The organism is Janthinobacterium rivuli (genome assembly GCF_029690045.1).
GTDB classification, from domain to species: domain Bacteria; phylum Pseudomonadota; class Gammaproteobacteria; order Burkholderiales; family Burkholderiaceae_D; genus Janthinobacterium; species Janthinobacterium rivuli.
The window spans coordinates 971,508-989,194 of sequence record NZ_CP121464.1 but is presented as its reverse complement, the minus strand read 5'-3'; the positions used below and the strand labels follow the sequence as shown (position 1 = coordinate 989,194).

Annotated in this window: 11 protein-coding genes and 1 tRNA gene; 10 read left to right on the top strand and 2 right to left on the bottom strand. The window is 62.7% G+C overall.

Annotated features, from left to right (window positions below):
• Positions 1–26: 26 nt before the first annotated feature.
• The 3 genes from P9875_RS04415 to P9875_RS04405 all read left to right on the top strand — a co-directional run bounded on the left by P9875_RS04415 (position 27) and on the right by P9875_RS04405 (position 5,687).
• The gene (locus P9875_RS04415; RefSeq protein WP_278317683.1) at positions 27–854 is read left to right on the top strand and encodes a YggS family pyridoxal phosphate-dependent enzyme; all 828 of its coding nucleotides are present in this window, start codon (positions 27–29) and stop codon (positions 852–854) included.
• Between the two features lie 88 nt (positions 855–942).
• Entirely contained in the window at positions 943–3,204 is a 2,262-nt protein-coding gene (locus P9875_RS04410; RefSeq protein ID WP_278317682.1) for a putative bifunctional diguanylate cyclase/phosphodiesterase, read from the top strand.
• 92 nt (positions 3,205–3,296) lie between these two features.
• Positions 3,297–5,687 (top strand): S9 family peptidase, encoded by a 2,391-nt coding sequence (locus tag P9875_RS04405; protein ID WP_278317681.1) that lies wholly within the window; start codon positions 3,297–3,299, stop codon positions 5,685–5,687.
• A 45-nt stretch (positions 5,688–5,732) separates the two neighbouring features.
• On the opposite strand, the gene P9875_RS04400 is transcribed toward P9875_RS04405, so the two are convergent.
• Positions 5,733–6,728, bottom strand: a complete 996-nt coding sequence (locus P9875_RS04400) for a cytochrome-c peroxidase (RefSeq protein WP_278317679.1) — start codon at positions 6,726–6,728, stop codon at positions 5,733–5,735.
• A 208-nt stretch (positions 6,729–6,936) separates the two neighbouring features.
• Between P9875_RS04400 and P9875_RS04395 the strand changes: the two genes are divergently transcribed.
• The gene (locus tag P9875_RS04395) at positions 6,937–7,377 is read left to right on the top strand and encodes a hypothetical protein (RefSeq protein ID WP_051959357.1); all 441 of its coding nucleotides are present in this window, start codon (positions 6,937–6,939) and stop codon (positions 7,375–7,377) included.
• 20 nt (positions 7,378–7,397) lie between these two features.
• On the opposite strand, the gene P9875_RS04390 is transcribed toward P9875_RS04395, so the two are convergent.
• A complete protein-coding gene (locus tag P9875_RS04390; RefSeq protein WP_278317678.1) occupies positions 7,398–8,168 on the bottom strand; it encodes a hypothetical protein in 771 nt (256 codons plus the stop codon).
• A gap of 119 nt (positions 8,169–8,287) precedes the next feature.
• Between P9875_RS04390 and P9875_RS04385 the strand changes: the two genes are divergently transcribed.
• The 6 genes from P9875_RS04385 to P9875_RS04360 all read left to right on the top strand — a co-directional run bounded on the left by P9875_RS04385 (position 8,288) and on the right by P9875_RS04360 (position 17,650).
• Positions 8,288–8,363: transfer RNA gene (locus P9875_RS04385), tRNA-Phe, on the top strand.
• 288 nt (positions 8,364–8,651) lie between these two features.
• Complete coding sequence (locus P9875_RS04380) at positions 8,652–10,988, top strand: PKD domain-containing protein (RefSeq protein ID WP_278317677.1); 2,337 nt, start codon at positions 8,652–8,654, stop codon at positions 10,986–10,988.
• Positions 10,989–11,221: 233 nt separating this feature from the next.
• A complete protein-coding gene (locus tag P9875_RS04375) occupies positions 11,222–13,606 on the top strand; it encodes an acyl-CoA dehydrogenase (RefSeq protein WP_278317676.1) in 2,385 nt (794 codons plus the stop codon).
• Between the two features lie 180 nt (positions 13,607–13,786).
• Positions 13,787–14,728: a hypothetical protein gene (locus P9875_RS04370; protein ID WP_099401407.1), complete on the top strand. Its 942-nt coding sequence runs from the start codon at positions 13,787–13,789 to the stop codon at positions 14,726–14,728.
• A gap of 129 nt (positions 14,729–14,857) precedes the next feature.
• Positions 14,858–16,219 (top strand): tRNA 5-hydroxyuridine modification protein YegQ, encoded by a 1,362-nt coding sequence (gene yegQ, locus P9875_RS04365; protein WP_278317675.1) that lies wholly within the window; start codon positions 14,858–14,860, stop codon positions 16,217–16,219.
• Positions 16,220–16,402: 183 nt separating this feature from the next.
• Positions 16,403–17,650 carry a DUF819 domain-containing protein gene (locus P9875_RS04360; RefSeq protein WP_278317674.1) on the top strand — a complete coding sequence of 416 codons (1,248 nt, stop codon included), beginning with the start codon at positions 16,403–16,405 and terminating at the stop codon, positions 17,648–17,650.
• The last annotated feature ends 37 nt before the right edge of the window (positions 17,651–17,687 follow it).

Sequence of the window (17,687 nt, the reverse complement as noted above, 5' to 3'; positions counted from 1 at the left end):
ATAAAAGGCGAATACAAGGCTGACACATGCACAACGACATCCCCTTGCTCACTCCCACCATGCATGAGCGGCATGGGCGCTGGCCGCAAGCCGTGTCGGTAGACGATTTCCGCCGCAATCTGGCGGCGGTGCATGCGCGCATGGCGGCCGCGTGCCAGCGGGTCGGGCGCGACCCGGCCGGCGTGCGCCTGCTGCCCGTCAGCAAGACCAAGCCCGAAGCGAGCCTGCGCCTGGCGTACGCCGCCGGTTGCCGCATGCTGGGAGAAAACAAGCCGCAGGAGGCGGGCCGCAAGTGGGAAGCGATGGCGGACCTGGCCGACCTGCAATGGTCGGTGATCGGCCATTTGCAGACCAACAAGGCCAAGCTGGTGGCGCGCTTTGCCAGCGAATTCCAGGCCCTCGACAGCCTGCGCGTGGCCGAGGCGCTGGAGCGGCGCCTGCAAGCGGAAGGGCGCGGACTCGATGTGTTCGTGCAAGTGAACACCTCGGGCGAAGCCAGCAAATACGGCTTGCCGCCGGACGAGGTGGCCGCTTTCCTGCGCCAGCTGCCCGCCTTCCCGGCGCTGCGCGTGCGCGGTCTCATGACCCTGGCGCTGTTGTCGGCGGAAGCCGTGCGCGTGCGCCGCTGCTTCGTGCTGCTGCGCACACTGCGCGACCGGCTGCGCCAGGACGTCCCGCATGGCATCGGCCTCGACGAACTGTCGATGGGCATGTCCGGCGATTATGAAATCGCCATTGAAGAAGGCGCCACCGTCGTGCGCGTCGGCCAGGCCATCTTCGGCGCGCGCGACACGCCCGATAGCCACTACTGGCCGGCAGCGGAAGGTGGTCGCGCCGTCAATCATGCCGAATGATCAAGATGACATGCTGAAAGATACCGCGTAATATTTTTACCATACTGCTCAGCTCGGCAGCAGAGCTCACTGGTGAAAGGACGGCAGCGTGGCCGCGTCAAACGATCTCGCGCACTGGCGCGGACAGATTTTTGCGCGCCTGCTGCAGGCGGTGCTGCTGCTGGGCATCGTCACTGCCATTCCCAGCGCCCTGCTGGCCGCGCGCGAAGCTATCTGGTCCATAGTCATCCTCGACGTGCTGGCCATCGGCTGGATCGGCCTCATCTGGCATTGGCGCGCCATGCCCTACCGCTGGCGCGTGTGGCAATTTCTCATCATCGCCTACCTGGTGGGCGTGGGCCTGCTCCTGAAAATCGGCCCCGTCAGCCAGATCTACATGATGCTCATGCCCGTGCTGGCGGCCCTGCTGCTGGGGATGCGGCCCGCCTTGTCGACCCTGGCCCTGACGTCGCTGACCATCTTTGTCCTCGGCCTGCATCCCGACGTCGCCCTGCACGTGCAGGGCGTGCCCGACTCCCCCGTGCTGCGCGCGCTGATCGTGGCCCTGAACTTCCTGTTCATCGCCGCCGTGCTGACCCTGTCCTGCGCCTTCCTGCTGCGCCACCTGGAACGCAGCAGCCAGGCCCTGTCGCAGCTGAACGCCGACCTGCGCTTGACGGCCACGGCGCTGGCCCGCCTGAACGACATGGTGATGATCGCCGAAGTGAGCGATGCCCCCGACTCCGGCACGGTATCGGCCACGCGCATCATCTTCGTCAACGACGCCTTCGAGCGCAGCAGCGGCTATGCGCGCGCCGAGGTGCTGGGCCGCAGCCTGCTGTTCCAGCAAGGCGACGCCACCGATACGGACGAACTGGCGCGCATCGCCGCCGCCATGGCCCAGGCCCAGCCGGCCAGGGCGGAATTGCTGAATTACAACAAGGCCGGCAAGGCGTACTGGGTGGAAGCGGAACTGGTGCCGTTCACGGATGCGGACGGCAAGCAGACGCACTGGGTGGCCGTCGAGCGCGAAATCGACGAGCGCAAGAAATCGGAAGCGGACATCCACCGCCTGGCCTTCTACGACGTGCTGACGGGCCTGCCCAACCGGCGCCTGCTGATGGACCGCATCGCTCACCTGCTGGCCGCCGCACCGCGCGACCAGTCCATCAGCGCGCTGATGTTCATCGACCTCGACCACTTTAAGCACATCAACGACGCGCGCGGTCACGCCACCGGCGACGCGCTGCTGCGCCTGGCGGGCGAACGGCTGGCGCAGCTGATGCGCAAGGCCGACACGGTGGCGCGCATCGGCGGCGACGAATTCGTCGTGCTGCTGGCGCACCTGGCCGATGACCTGGACAGCGCCGCCCGCGCGGCAGCCCAGGTGGCCGAGAAAATCCGCGCCGCCATCGCGCGCGACTTCGATATCGACGGGCAGTCCTATCATTGCAGCGCCAGCATCGGCGTGACCCTGCTGCCGAAAGCGGGCCAGCAGGCGCACGACCTGCTGCGCGAAGCGGACATCGCCATGTACCGCGCCAAAGCGGAAGGACGCAACGGCATCGCCTTCTTTGAAGCGGCCATGCAGGCGGGCGTGGAGCGCCGCCTGACCCTGGAACGGGCGCTGGCGCGCGCCCTCGATGCCAGTCAATTATGCATGCACGTGCAGCCGCAGGTCGACCGCCACGGCCGGGTGACGGGCGCCGAATTGCTGATGCGCTGGCCGCAAGCGGACGGCACATACATCGCGCCTGGCGTGTTCATTCCCATCGCCGAGGAATCGGGACTGATCGTCAAGCTCGGGCACTGGGCCCTGCGCGAAGCGTGCCGCGCGGCGACCATGCTGGCGCGGGCCGGGCAGCCCGTCGCCCTGTCGGTGAATGTCAGTCCGGCGCAGTTTCGCCAGCCCGATTTCGCCGCCCGCGTGCAGGCGGCGCTGGCCGAACACGGCACGCCGGCCGGCGCCCTGATCCTGGAACTGACGGAGGGTTTGCTGATCGACCAGCGCGACGCCTCGCTGGCGCGCATGCGCGAGCTGGCGGCCCTGGGCATCCGCTTTTCCATCGACGATTTCGGCACCGGCTATTCCAGCCTCGCCTACCTGACCTCGATGCCGCTGTATGAACTCAAAATCGACAAGCGCTTCATCGACGACACACCGCGCGATGCGCGCGACACGGCCATCGTGCAAGCGATCCTGGCCATGGCGCGCCACCTGGGCTTGCGCGTCGTGGCCGAAGGCGTGGAAACGCAGGAGCAGGCCGATTTCCTGCTCGCCCACGATTGCGATGGCTTGCAAGGCTATCTGTATGCGCGGCCCATGCCGCTAGCCGACTTTCTCGTCTGGCTGACCCAGCGTCAAGCTTAGCTTTCCGACATTTCCTGCACGAAACTCCTCCGCTAGAATACCGGCCTCATAGCCTGTACCTTCACCATCCCCTTTGATTAAAGCGATCCCCGATGCGTCTGGTTCTACCTCTGCTGCCGCTGCTGCTCTCTCTGCTGCCCGCCGCCCATGCGGCCCCGTCCTCCACCGCCACCGCGCCCACGCCGATCACGCTGGACCAGGCCATGGCCGATCCCGACTGGATCGGCACGCCCGTCGAAGCGGCATGGTGGGGCTGGAATGGCCAGCTCTACTACAAGCAAAAACGCCTCGGCTCGCCCCTGCGCGACACGTATCAATTGCCAGGCGCGAACGCGAAACTCAATAGCGGCAAGCAGGTCGACGATGCGCAGCTGGCCAACCTCGATGGCCAGCAAATGGTCGTCAACCGGGCCGGCACGCGCGCCATCCTGCTGCGCAACGGCGACTTGTTCGAGCGCGACCTGAAGAACGGCGCCTTGACGCAAATCACGCGCGGCGTCTCCGCCATCAGCGACCCGCAATATTCCGCCGACGGCGGCGCCGTGCAATACCGCAGCGGCACCGACTGGTTCAGCTGGAGCCGCGCGGAGCGCCTGAGCGCTCCCGTCGCCCTGCTGCGCGCGGCCAAGGACCCGGACGCCAAGCCGGAAGCGGACGCCCTGCGCGAATTGCAACTGCGCCTGATCGTCAACCTGGCGCGCCAGAAGGAAGACCGCGACGCGAGCCGCGAACGCCGCCATGAAGAGCGCCGCCTGGACGCCACGCGCGCGCCGGAACCGATCTACCTGGGAGAAAAAGTCACCATTTCCGGCAGCGCCCTGTCGCCGGATGGCCGCTGGCTGCTGTTCGTCACGCAAGACAAGGCCGCCGAAAAGGGCAAGCTGGGCAAACTGGCGCGCTACGTCACGGAAACGGGCTACCCGGAAGCGGACGACGAGCGCACGCGCGTGGGCCGCAACATGCCGATCGCGCAAAGCCTGAAGCTGGCCGACCTGCGCACGGGCCAGGTGCGCGAGATCGCTTTTGACAGCCTGCCCGGCATCGCCACCGACCCGCTGGCGGCCTTGCGCGCCGAACAGAAACTGCCGCCGTTGAAAGGCAACCGTGCCGTGCGCATCGACGCCCAGCGCGACGGCATCGCCTGGACCGATGACGGCAGCAAGGTCGCCGTGCGCATCCGCGCCATCGACAACAAGGATGGCTGGCTCGCCAACGTCGACCTGGCCAACGGCGCCCTCGTGCCCGTGCACCGCATCAGCGATACGGCCTGGGTCAACCGCCGCGCCGAGGAATTCGGCTGGCTGCCCGACAACGCCACCCTGTGGTATCTGTCCGAGGAAAGCGGCTACGCCCACCTGTACGCGAAAACGGGCGCGGCCCCGGCGCGCGCGCTGACCAGCGGCCAGTGGGAAGTGAGCTCCGTCGAATGGAGCCGCGACGGCAAGAACGCGTATTTTATGTGCAACCGGCAAGCGCCCGGCACGTATGAAGTGTGCGCCAGCACGGCGAAAGAGGGCGGCGCGCGCGAAGTGACGAATTTGAAAGGCGTGGAAAACTTCGGCCTGTCGCCCGACAACGGCAAGCTGCTGCTGCGCTATTCCACCAGCTATATGCCGGCCCAGCTGGCCAGCGTTTCTGTCTCTGGCGGCAAGGCGAACATCCTGACCGATACGCGCAGCGACGCCTTCAAGGCGCGCAGCTGGGTCATGCCGGAACTGGTGCAAGTGCCGTCCACGCATGGCGCGGCGCCGATCTGGGCCAAGTTGTACCGGCCAAAGCAGCTGGAAGCGGGCAAGCGCTATCCGATCGTCATGTTCGCGCACGGCGCCGGCTACCTGCAGAATGTCACCGAGCGCTATCCCGTGTATTTCCGCGAACAGATGTTCCACAACCTGCTGGTCGAGCAGGGTTACATTGTGCTCGACGTCGACTACCGCGCCTCGCTCGGCTACGGCAGCGCCTGGCGCACGGCCATCTACCGCCAGATGGGCCACCCGGAACTGGAAGATTTTATCGACGGCGCCAACTGGCTGGCGCAGCAGCACCAGGGCGACATCCGGAACGTGGGCATCTATGGCGGCAGCTATGGTGGCTTCATGAGCCTGATGGCCCTGATGCGTGCACCGGACATCTTCAAATCGGGCGCCGCGCTGCGTCCCGTGACGGACTGGACCACCTACAACCACGAATACACGGCAAATATCCTGAACACGCCGGACGTCGACCCGCAAGCGTATAAAATTTCGTCACCGATCGAATACGCGGACAAACTGACGGGCAACCTCCTGATCGCCCATGGCATGATCGACGACAACGTGTTTTACCAGGACTCCGTGCGTCTGTCGCAACGCTTGATCGAGCTGAAAAAGGATAACTGGGAAATGGCCAGCTACCCGATGGAGCGCCACGGTTTCGTGCAGCCGGAAGCGTGGTATGACGAGTACCGCCGGATTTACCAGTTGTTCCAGCGTACGTTGAAGTAACTGGTGTCGGGGTCAGACCCGCCGGGTCTGACCCCAGGCAAGCACTCAGTCAAACGGCACCGGCCGCGGCGTAGTGTCGCTCGATGGCGGCAAGATCGGCAGCACGATGTGCGGCTGCTTGCCCGTCAGGGTTTTCAGGAACGCCACCAGCCTGGCGTTCTCGTCGGGCGTAAAGGTGCGGCCCAGTTGCAAACGGCCCATCACGTCGACGGCTTGCGTCAGGGTCGCCGCTTCGCCATCGTGGAAATAGGGATACGTCAGCTCCACGTTGCGCAGGGTCGGTACCTTGAAATTGAAACGGTCGGCATCCTTGCCCGTCACGGCCGAGCGCCCTTGCGCCGTCATCGCCGTCTTGTACGGCTCGACGACACCCATCTTCTGGAAAGTATTGCCGCCCACGGCGGGGCCGTTATGACAGGCGATGCAGCCGCTCGATTTGAACAGCTGGTAGCCGGCCAGCTCGTCTTTCGTCAACGCGCTTTTCTTGCCCGACAGCCATTGATCGAAACGGGAACCGGGCGTCACCAGCACCTCTTCAAAGGCGGCGATGGCGCGCGTGACTTGCTCGATGGTCAATTTATCCTGGCCAAACACTTGTCTGAATTCCGCGCGGTAGGCGGGAATCGAGGCCAGCACGTCGATGGCCAGCTCGTGCGTAAAAGCCATCTCGCCGGGATTGGCGATGGGGCCGCCCGCCTGCTCCTGCAAATCCTTGGCGCGGCCATCCCAGAATTGCGCCACGTTCATGCTGGAATTGAGCACGGTAGGCGAATTGATGGGCCCGCGCTGCCAGTTGTGGCCTATCGAGGTCTTGATATTGTCCGTGCCGCCCATGCTCAGGTTGTGGCAGCTGTTGCAGGAAATAAAGCCCGAGCGCGACAGGCGCGGATCGAAAAACAGTTTCTTGCCCAGCTCGACCATGGCTGGATTGGCCACCTTGGCGGCAGTAATCGGCTGGATCGGTTCCTTTTCGGCGGCATGCAGGACGCCGCCAAAGGCCAGGCTGGTGATGAAGAGGAAGGGTGAGAGGGTGCGGCGCATAGTCTAACTCCTGGAAACATTCCCGAATCGGCGGCGCGCGCCGGCGCGGGAATGCAGCGCACCGGCCCGGTTGCCACCCGTACATCGCTGGTTGGATGTTGATTTATATTAACTTTGACGGGTTGACAATGGAAATGACCGGGATCAAGGTTCTGGCCAGGCGCGAATCGCGCTTGCCATTTACGCAAGCCTGGCACATGATAAGGACATGCAAACGCCAACCTACCCTACCCTGTTGCCCCTGCTGCGCGCCGCGTGCGCCAGCTTCCTGCTGCTGGCCGCCAGCGCCTGCGGCAGCGCCCCCACGCAAGATGATGCGCCGCCCGCCCCCGGCAATGCCGGCTTGCTGGCGCAAATCCAGGCGGAAGTGGGCGCCGCCGCCTGCGATTCCACCCAGCAATGCCAGACCATCGCCATCGGCGCCAAGGCTTGCGGCGGCCCCGAGCGCTACCTGGCCTGGTCCAGCAAAAGCAATGACGGCAAGAAACTCAAGGCACTGGCACAGGCGCAAGCCGAAGCAAGCCGCAAGCAGCAGCAGGCGGACGGCATGATGTCCACCTGCTCCATCGTCACGGATCCGGGCGCCACCTGCGAAGCAGGGCGCTGCGTGCTGCAAAAGAGCGGCCTGGGCGGCAGCGCCGCCATGTAATCGAGTGCTACTGCAACATGTCAGGGCTGCAGCAGCAAGGTCTTGACGATCTTGCTTTCCACTTTCTCGCCCGCGCCCGACATGGCATTCTTGCTCTCCTTGCGCAGCAACAATAAATGGTCGCCGCTGACACCATATTGGCGCGTCTCGTCCGTCTTTTGCGTAAAGCTGATGACGACAAAGGCGCGCCCGCTCACGTCAAAGTGGAAATGGCTGGCCAGCGGCGTGCCGTCCGCGGCGATCCACACATCGAGGCCGCCGTCGAACTTCTTCACATACTTGCGGTCTTTCTCAGGCACTTTGTCGAGCGACAAGGTAAAGCTGAGCAGCCGCGCTGGCTTGCCCTTGTAGCTATCCATTTTTTCGCCGCTGAACACGGCCTCCTCGATCTCGCGCGACAAGGCATCCGCCGCCGACACCATGGAACGCAGTTCCGTCGCCTTCATTTCCCCCAGCGCAAAGCCGATCGGCGTCTTGACCTTCGGATCCTTCACCCTGGCGCGCTGCTCGGCCTCCACTTTCGCCAGCAACTCCTTGCCGTAGAGCACCTGCAAGCCCGCCGGCCCGCCCTCGACAGTGACAGTGGCCTGGCCGCTATCCTCTTCCGCCGCCTTGCCCTCGCCCTCGCGGCGCCAGGATTTCGATTCGACCTGCGCCTTGATCGGCATCTGGCCCTGCAAGCGCGACAGCGCCGCATTCAGCTCGGCCAGCCCGTCGGCCCGCGCCGTACCGCACAACAAACTGAACAAGCCCGCCACCGCCAGGCCCTGCACTCCAATACGTCGCTGCATCGCCACATCCCTTCAGGTCATACAAGGATGCCAAAACACCATGTTTTGGCCATCTGTTGCATTTGAACACAGCCAGCTCTGGTCAGGTGGAAAGTCTTTCTGCTATAATTCGCCGCCTTGGCCTGGTAGCTCAGTCGGTAGAGCAGAGGATTGAAAATCCTTGTGTCGGTGGTTCGATTCCGCCCCGGGCCACCAAGAATTCAGCAACACATAGCAAAAAGCCAACCTTCGGGTTGGCTTTTTTGTTTGCTGAATTGTTCGCATCCAGCCTGTCGCCAGTCACGCTGCAACCGCGCAGCGCTGCGCGCCGCTTGAAAAAATCCATCCCTCACTCCCTTCAGCTGCATCGCCTTCAATTTCAAGGCATGAACTATTGCTTAAAGATATATAATTTCCCTTAACAGACTGACTCCGGCAAGAGCTTGGCCGTTTGAGCGTGACGCCACATGGCATCACTTTAAAAATTGAAAATGGATAGATTCGATGAAGACTTTGGCAATTATGCTTGGTTCGTGCATGCTCGTTGCATGCGGCGGCGGCGGTAGCGGCGCCTCACCGGCCCCTGCTAGCCCGGCAGAGTTAACCGTCAACGGCACTGCCGCAACGGGGAAAGCAATTGCTGGCGCCATGATTACTGCCAAATGCCAGACGGGCACAGGCAACACCACGACGCTGGCCGACGGCAGCTACAGCCTTGCCGCCGCCGGTGGCCAACTGCCGTGCCTGCTCCAGATCACCGATCCGGCTGATGGCTCCAAATTACACACGCTCGTACTGGGAAGCGGCAACGCCGCCACTGCCAATATCACGCCACTGACCGAAATGCTGACGGCGCGGGTATTGGGGAACGAACCCGCGGTCTTCTTCGCCGCTTTTGACTCCGCTATTGCCGGCAGCAAGATCAATAGCACTGCGGTGAAAGCAGCGCAGGCTGACGTGGCTGCGGTACTGAGCGGTGTCGTCGACACGACCCCGCTCGCTGATTTCCTTTCCACACCATTGAAAGCGGCGACGCAAGGCAACCCGGCCGGCGGCGATGCGCAGGACAGGCTTCTCGATGCGCTCAGAATAAAAATCAATGCCGCCCAGCTTACCCAGGTCGTGACCGCGCTGGCCAAGATCAGCAATCCAGACACCATCAAGCAAGTCATCGCCGATATTGCCGCAGTCCCCCCTGTCGCCCAGGCCGGGCCGGTACAAAGCGTGGTGACGGGCACTGTCGTTACTCTCGATGGCAGCGCCAGCTCGGCAGATGCCGGCCGTACACTCAGCTATGCGTGGACCCTGCAATCCAAACCGGCAGGCAGCACGGCAAGCTTGGCGTCGCCGACCTCCGCCAGACCCACTTTTACGGCGGATGTGGCTGGCACCTATGTTGCCAGCGTCATCGTCAACGACGGCAAGGTCAGCAGCAACGCCGCGGCAGTCAGCATTACGGCCAGTGTAGCCAATGCGGCGCCGGTTGCGAACGCAGGCTACGCGCAGAATGTCTTGTCCGGCAGCGTGGTCGAACTCGATGGCAGCGCCAGCTCGGATGCCAATGGCGATGTGTTGACGTTTGCCTGGATGCTGACGGAAAAACCGGCGAACAGCACGGCCACCTTGTCCTCTGTCAGCGCGGCCAGGACCACCTTTACCGCCGATGCCTCCGGCTTGTATGTCGCCAAACTCATCGTCAACGATGGCAAAGCGAACAGTGCGGATGCAACGGTCACTGTCAGCGCCAGCACCGTCGACACGTCGGGCCCCTCCGTGTCAGCCATCACCGTCACCCCCGCCACCGTCGACGTCTCGCAGGCAAGCCAACGCGTGACGGCCACGGTGACCGTGACAGATGCCACCGGCATCAATCTCAACGCCCTGCCCCACCCCTATTGGCACAGCATCGCCGATATCGGCGGCACCCGCATCGACAGCAAATGGGTGCTGGCCTCCGGCGACGCGAAGCATGCCACCTTCAGTTCCACGGTGACGATCCCCGCCGGCGCCAAAGCGGGCGCATGGCTGGTTGGTGCGACATCGTTCCGTGACGTATTGGGCTATACGAGTACGAATGGCGGCTACAGCCAGAGTTTCACCGTGCAAAACGATGGAGACAACGACACGTCGGGCCCCGTCGTGTCAGCCATCACCGTCAATCCCAGCACCGTTGACGTCTCGCAGGCGAGCCAACGCGTGACGGCCACGGTGACCGTGACAGACGACACCGGAATCAATCTCAAAGATCTGCCCTCCCCCTATTGGCACAGCATCGCCGATATCGGCGGCACCCGCATCAATAGCAAATGGGTACTGGCCTCCGGCGACGCGAAGCATGCCACTTTCAGTTCGACGGTGACGATCCCAGCCGGTGCCAAAGCGGGCGCATGGCTGGTTGGTGCGACATCGTTCAGTGACGTATTGGGCTATACGAGTACGAATGGCGGCTACAGCCAGAGTTTCACCGTGCAAAACGATGGACTCAGCGACACGGCGGGCCCCGCCGTGTCAGCCATCACCGTCACCCCCAGCATCGTTGATGCCTCCCAGGCAAGCCAACTGGTGACGGCCACGGTGACCGTGACAGATGCCACCGGGGTCAATCTCAACGCCCTGCCCGGCACCTCCTGGTACAACCTCGCCGATATCGGCGGCACCCGCATCGACAGCACATGGGTGCTGGCATCCGGCGATGCGAAGCATGCCACCTTCAGTTCGACGGTCAGGATCCCCGCAGGCGCCAAAGCGGGCGCATGGCTAATCAGCTCGCTGGCTTTCGGTGATGTATTGGGCTATACGAGTACGAATGGCGGCTACAACCAGAGTTTCACCGTCAAATAAGCGGGTCAGGCAGCGCCCGCCGTAGTACCAGTCGTTATCGGCCCTGCCGGTGCGACACTGGCGCCAAAGGCAAGGCGGGCGACACGGTGATTGTCGTGCCACAACGCTAATACGCCTCACGCTTCACACCACAGCGCCAACCCCTGCGGTTGGCGTTGTGCGTATGCGCTGTACCGCACAGTAACATCGGCCGCATCGGACTACCCTGTCCTCATTACACAGGGAGATATCGCATGCTGACGATCATATTGATGCTGGCCCTGCTGGGCCTGGTTGCACTGTTCGCGCCCGGCCCCGTGCGCCGCGCCCTGCTTGCTCCACACTTGCTGGCCCTGTTCAAGCGTATTTTGCCGACGATGTCCGACACGGAACGCGACGCGCTCGAAGCGGGCACCACGTGGTGGGATGCCGAGCTGTTTTCCGGCAAGCCCGACTGGCCAAAATTGCTGGGCTATGGCCGCGCCTCGCTCACGGCCGAAGAGCGTCACTTTCTTGAGCATGACGTCGAGCGGCTGTGTGAACTGGTCAACGACTGGGAAACGCAGCAGGCGCAGGATTTGCCGCCGCAAGCCTGGGACTACATGAAAAGCCAGGGTTTCCTCGGAATGATCATCCCGAAGCAGTACGGCGGCAAGCAGTTCTCCGCCTACATGCATTCTCAAGTGGTCATGAAATTGTCGAGCCGCTGCTCGGCGCTGGCCGTGACCGTAATGGTGCCCAATTCGCTGGGGCCGGCTGAACTGTTGTTACACTACGGCACCGAAGAACAGAAAAACCATTATCTGCCGCGCTTGGCCGCCGGCACGGAGATTCCCTGCTTTGCCCTGACCAGCCCGTACGCGGGTTCCGATGCGGCCGCCATCCCCGACCTGGGCGTGGTGTGCATGGGCATGCATGAGGGCCGCGCCACCCTGGGTTTCCGCCTCACGTGGAACAAGCGCTACATCACCCTGACGCCCGTGGCGACCTTGCTGGGCCTGGCATTCCAGACCAGCGATCCCGAGCATCTGCTGTCCGACAACGATGCGCCCGGCATCACCTGCGCGCTGATCCCCGCCAGCCACGACGGCGTGGTGATCGGCCGCCGTCACCACCCATTGAATGCCGCCTTCCAGAACGGCCCCACGTCCGGCACCGATGTCTTCATCCCCATCGACTGGGTCATCGGCGGCCAGGCGCAAGTGGGGAAAGGATGGCGCATGCTGATGGAATGCCTGGCGGCCGGGCGCGCAATCTCTCTGCCCTCGTCCAGCGTGGGCATGGGCAAGATGGCCGTGCGCGGCACCGGCGCGTATGCGGCCGTGCGGCGCCAGTTCAACATGCCGATCGGCAAGTTCGAAGGGGTGCAGGAAGCGCTGGCCCGCATGGGCGCCAACCTGTACCTGATGGATGCGGCCCGCACCTTGGCCGCGCACGCCGTCGACCTGGGCGAGAAGCCGGCCGTCATTTCCGCCATCGTCAAATATCACGTCACGGAACGGGGACGCGCGCTCGTCAATGACGGCATGGACATTCTCGGCGGCAAGGGCATCTGCGTGGGCCCCAACAATTTCCTCGCCAGCGCCTACCAGCAAATCCCCATCGCCATCACGGTCGAAGGCGCCAACATCCTCACGCGCAGCCTGATCATCTTCGGCCAGGGCGCCATCCGCGCCCATCCATATGTGCTCAGGGAAATGGCCGCCGTCAGCGAAAGCGACGGCCGCAAGGCTCTGCGCGATTTCGACTCCGCCTTCTTTGGCCACGTGGGCTTTGTGCTGAGCAACCTGGCCAGGGGATTGTGGTACGGGCTGGGCGGCGCGCGCCTGGCGGGCGTGCCCGACGCCGGTGCGCCCGCACTGGCGCCCTATTACCGCGCGTTGACGCGGCTGTCGACGGCGTTTGCCGTCATGACGGATATGTCGATGTTCGTGCTCGGCGGCGAACTCAAGCGCCGCGAACGGCTGTCCGCCCGGCTGGGCGACGTGCTGGCGCAACTGTACCTGGCCTCGTCCGTGCTGAAACGCTACGAGGATGATGGCCGGCCCGAGCCCGATCTGCCCTATGTGCACTGGTCGCTGCAGGATGCGCTGGTCAAGGCGCAGCAGGGTTTGACGGGCGTGCTCGACAATTTCCCGGCGCGCGTGCTGGCCATGCTGCTGCGCACCCTGCTGTTCCCGTTTGGCCTGCCCCATCGTCCGCCTTCCGACGAACTGGGCAGTGAAGTGGCGCTGGCCCTGCAAACGCCGGGCGCCGACCGCGAGCGCCTGCTGGCCGACGGCCATGTGGCCAGCGACGCGGCAGATCCCGTGGCTTGCGCCGAGCGGGCGCTGGCCCTGCTGCCCGACGTCCTGCACATCGAAAAACGCCTGAAGGACACGCCCGAAGGCGCGGCCCTGCGGCACCTGCCGCAAAGCCTGTCCGCCATGCAACAGTGGCTGGCGACGGCCAAGGCCGCAGGCTCGGTCAGCTGCCAAGAGCACAATACCTTGCTGGAATATGCGCGTTTGGTCGACGGCTTGATACAGGTCGACGATTTTGCGCCGGAGACGATGCGACAGGCACATGGCAGTGACACCAGCCCGATCGTGCATGTCCTTGGTGGAGAATCTCCTGCTGGTGAAAACCGTGCCGCCTAACTGGAAAATCTTCTTTCTGGCTATTGGGCACTAATGATGCGGACAAATAGTCTAATTGCCCGACTGCGCCGGTTTTTATGTTGAAAGCCAACTCAAGGATTCCTTTAGCGACATACCCAGGGGCACAATTCTCAAGGTGGCAGCTAGAATGATTGCTCGAGGCCAACAAAAGGAACTGTAATGGGTATCAAAATGAACACAGCACTCGATAGTGCTGGCATTGAATGGACCGCCGAAATTTATTCGAAGGGAAAAGGCACGGAGCCCCTTCGTTGCTCCCATTGCTCTGTTCACGTCACCCATCAGAATGCACATACACGGGAGCGGGACGACAAACCTTATCTGGTATCTGCTTATTTCCGTTTGCTTCCTGGCGGCCATCATGCAGAAGGATGCAAGCATGCCATCAACGACAAGGTCAAATCGATAGCAAACGAATCGACGGGCCTCTTTGAAAGCATCCGCAATGGCCAATACCGTCTGCGCCTAGTCATGATCAGAGACGCATTGTCAGAATTGAGCAAAAAAGCAACGAATAGTGACGAAAAATCTGCAAACGGCAGTAGCAAAACATTTGAAAGTTCACGAGGAAAACTTCCCGCCTATATCAACTCGGCCAAGCGTGTGCTGCAATTACGTGCACTCTGCGATGAGGACGAAGAGATTGCGATGTATCTGGAATTGATATTCGAAGGTAACACGACCGTACCATGGTCTCATTTCTATTTCGAGACAGAGCGCCATCTTGATGCCTACAGAAATGCGATACGCAATACAGTACAACACCCTATCGCCTTGCATGGCACGGTCAAATCGAAGCGCATTGGCATAGGCAAGAATCAAACAAGCAATGTATTGAACCTCACAAAAAACAAATACCTTGCGGATGCCAATGATCCGGAAATTGGTATCGGCGTCGAAGCCAGTGTCTGGTGCGAGAATGCTGACTGGCTGGCAAAACTCAATACTGGTGATGAGGTTGTAGTCTTCGGTATGTGGAAGGCAAAAGCAGGAGAGATATTAGCGTCGAGCAAACCGGAGCAGTACCGATTCAAATCATTCATTACTCATAAACTATCGCTCTGGCCAGCTCTCGCGACACAAATTACACGCGTATGTTAGTTAAAAACGACCGTCTGTTTCGACGCAGGAAAATGCATTCCCATGGTGTCGAATTAGTGCAATTTCTTGACGTTAGGCAATGCAATATGGGGCCAGCCAGCATAAGATCGCCGGCTTTGCCCATCTTCCATGCGCCACGCTCCCGAACTCCTCCTGCCTGCCGGCTCCCTGGCCAAGATGCACGCCGCCTTCGACTTTGGCGCCGACGCCGTCTACGCGGGCCAGCCGCGCTACAGCTTGCGCGTGCGCAATAACGACTTTTCGACTTTGCAAGCCTTGCAGGAAGGAATTGATGGCGCGCATGCACGTGGCAAGCAATTCTTTGTCGCCAGCAATATCTTCGCCCACAACGCCAAGCTGAAAACCTATTTGCGCGACATGGAACCGGTGATCGCCATGCGCCCCGACGCGCTGATCATGGCCGATCCCGGCCTGATCATGATGGTGCGCGACAAGTGGCCGGAGATTCCCGTGCACCTGTCCGTGCAGGCGAACGCCGTCAACTGGGCCGACGTGAAGTTCTGGCACCGCATGGGCTTGACGCGCGTGATTTTGTCGCGCGAGCTGTCGCTCGACGAAATCGAGGAAATCCGCCAGCGCTGCCCGGAAATGGAACTGGAAGTATTCGTCCACGGCGCCCTGTGCATCGCCTATTCGGGCCGCTGTCTGCTGTCAGGCTACTTCAATCACCGCGACCCGAACCAGGGCACGTGCACGAATTCCTGCCGCTGGGATTACAAGGTGAAAAATGCCACCGAAGACGCCAGCGGCGACCTGGGCGGCATGCAGGTGGTGCCGCTGGAATTTCACCAGGCGCTGGCCGAGGCCGACAATAACGCGTTTTCCGCCCTGCACCAGCAGCCGCGCCACCCGCTGGCCGACCAGCCATACTTCATCGAAGAAGCCCAGCGTCCGGGCCAGTTGATGCCGATACTCGAAGACGAGCACGGCACCTACATCATGAATTCGAAGGACTTGCGCGCCGTCGAGCACATCGAGCGCCTGGTGAAAATCGGCGTCGATTCGCTGAAAGTCGAGGGCCGCACCAAGTCGCTGTACTACGCGGCGCGCACGGCGCAAGTCTACCGCCAGGCCATCGATGACGCCGTCGCGGGCAAGCCCTTCGACATTGGCCTGCTGGGCCAGCTGCAAGGCCTGGCCAACCGCGGCTACACGGATGGTTTTTACCAGCGCCATCATACCCAGACGCACCAGAACTACATGCGCGGCGCGTCCGAGGCCGACCGCAGCCAGTACGTGGGCGACGTGCTGGGCGTGACGGACGGCTGGGCGCGGGTGGACGTGAAAAACCGCTTTGCCGTGGGCGACCGCATCGAGGCCGTGCATCCGGGCGGCAACCGCGACTTCACCATTACCCGCATGCTCAGCGACGACGGCAGCGAGATCCAGGTGGCGCCCGGCAGCGGCCACTTCGTGCGCATCGAACTCGACGGTGCTCTCGACAAGGCCTTGCTGGCGCGCTATTTGTAACCGCCAGTCTGCTGCGCCAGGTGGCGTAGCAGTTTCCAAGTGTTTGATTTGACAAGAAAAAATCCGCAGAGCACCGCTTAAACAATTTGTTTAGGCTTCAACATTGCTATACGATACAGCCACCCGCGCCCGGGGGCCTGATCGGCATCCCGTGCGTCCCTGACACGTTCACCGGAATCCCCGATGCCACCTGCCACACCTGCCCTGATCACCAATGACGCCGTCGTCCTCGGCCTGCTCGCCATGACCCTGGGGGCCGTCTTCTGGAGCGCCTCCCGCCCCGACGGCTTCTGGAAAAAGTTCTACACGTACATTCCTTCCCTGCTGATGTGCTATCTGATCCCGGCACTGCTCAACACCTTCGGCGTCATCGATGGCAACTCTTCCGGCCTGTACGCCGTGGCGCGCGATTACCTGCTGCCCAGCGCGCTGGTGCTGCTGTGCGTGGCCATCGATTTCGGCGGCATCATTCGCCTCGGCCCCAAGGCCATCATCATGTTTTTGACGGGCACGCTGGGCGTCATGCTGGGCGCCCTCGTCTCGTTCGAGGCGCTGCGTTTGATCCACCCGGAAACAGTGGCGGGCGATACGTGGCGCGGCATGACGACCGTCGCCGGCTCGTGGATAGGCGGCGGCGCCAACCAGGCGGCCATGAAGGAAGTGTTTGAAGTGGACGCCACGCTGTTTGGCCAGTTCGTCGCCGTCGACGTGCTGGTGGCCAACGTCTGGACGGCCGTGCTGTTGTTCCTGGCCGGCCGCGCGGGCGCCTTCGACCGCTGGACCGGCGCCGATTTGACGGCCATCAATGCGCTCAAGGACAGCATCGAAAGCTACCGCACGCAACACGCGCGCATCGCCACCCTCACCGACATCATGATCATCCTCGGCGTGGGCCTGGGCGTGACGGGCCTGTCGCATTTCCTTGCCGGCCCCATCATCAGCTGGATCAACACCCTGCCCGCCGCATGGCGCTTGCAGGATTACAGCCTGACGTCGAACTTCTTCTGGATCGTCGTGCTCGCCACCACCTTCGGCTTGCTGCTGAGCTTTACCAAAGCGCGCAGCCTGGAAGGCGCGGGCGCCTCGACCATCGGCTCTGCCATGCTGTACGTGCTGGTGGCCACCATCGGCATGCACATGGACTTGAAAGCCCTGTTCGACAAGCCTTTCCTGTTCCTGCTGGGTCTGATCTGGATCGCCGTGCATGGCGGCCTGATGCTGCTCGTCGCCAAGCTGATCCGCGCACCGCTGTTCTTCATGGCCGTCGGCTCGCAGGCGAACATCGGCGGCGCCGCTTCCGCCCCCGTCATCGCCAGCGCCTTCCACCCGGCCCTGGCCCCCGTCGGCGTGCTGCTGGCCGTGCTCGGCTACGCGCTGGGCACCTACGGCGCCTACATCACGGGCTTGATCTTGCGCAGCATGGCGGGGTGACGCTCCTGGCAGCATAGTGACGACAACGCCAGCCTGC

Coding starts and splice junctions, on each gene's coding strand:
- P9875_RS04395 (WP_051959357.1), top strand. CDS start 6,937: ATGCAAACGCCAACCTACCCTACCCTGTTGCCCCTGCTGCGCGCCGCG.
- P9875_RS04380 (WP_278317677.1), top strand. CDS start 8,652: ATGAAGACTTTGGCAATTATGCTTGGTTCGTGCATGCTCGTTGCATGC.
- P9875_RS04405 (WP_278317681.1), top strand. CDS start 3,297: ATGCGTCTGGTTCTACCTCTGCTGCCGCTGCTGCTCTCTCTGCTGCCC.
- P9875_RS04370 (WP_099401407.1), top strand. CDS start 13,787: ATGGGTATCAAAATGAACACAGCACTCGATAGTGCTGGCATTGAATGG.
- P9875_RS04375 (WP_278317676.1), top strand. CDS start 11,222: ATGCTGACGATCATATTGATGCTGGCCCTGCTGGGCCTGGTTGCACTG.
- P9875_RS04400 (WP_278317679.1), bottom strand. CDS start 6,728: ATGCGCCGCACCCTCTCACCCTTCCTCTTCATCACCAGCCTGGCCTTT.
- P9875_RS04390 (WP_278317678.1), bottom strand. CDS start 8,168: ATGCAGCGACGTATTGGAGTGCAGGGCCTGGCGGTGGCGGGCTTGTTC.
- yegQ (WP_278317675.1), top strand. CDS start 14,858: ATGCGCCACGCTCCCGAACTCCTCCTGCCTGCCGGCTCCCTGGCCAAG.
- P9875_RS04360 (WP_278317674.1), top strand. CDS start 16,403: ATGCCACCTGCCACACCTGCCCTGATCACCAATGACGCCGTCGTCCTC.
- P9875_RS04415 (WP_278317683.1), top strand. CDS start 27: ATGCACAACGACATCCCCTTGCTCACTCCCACCATGCATGAGCGGCAT.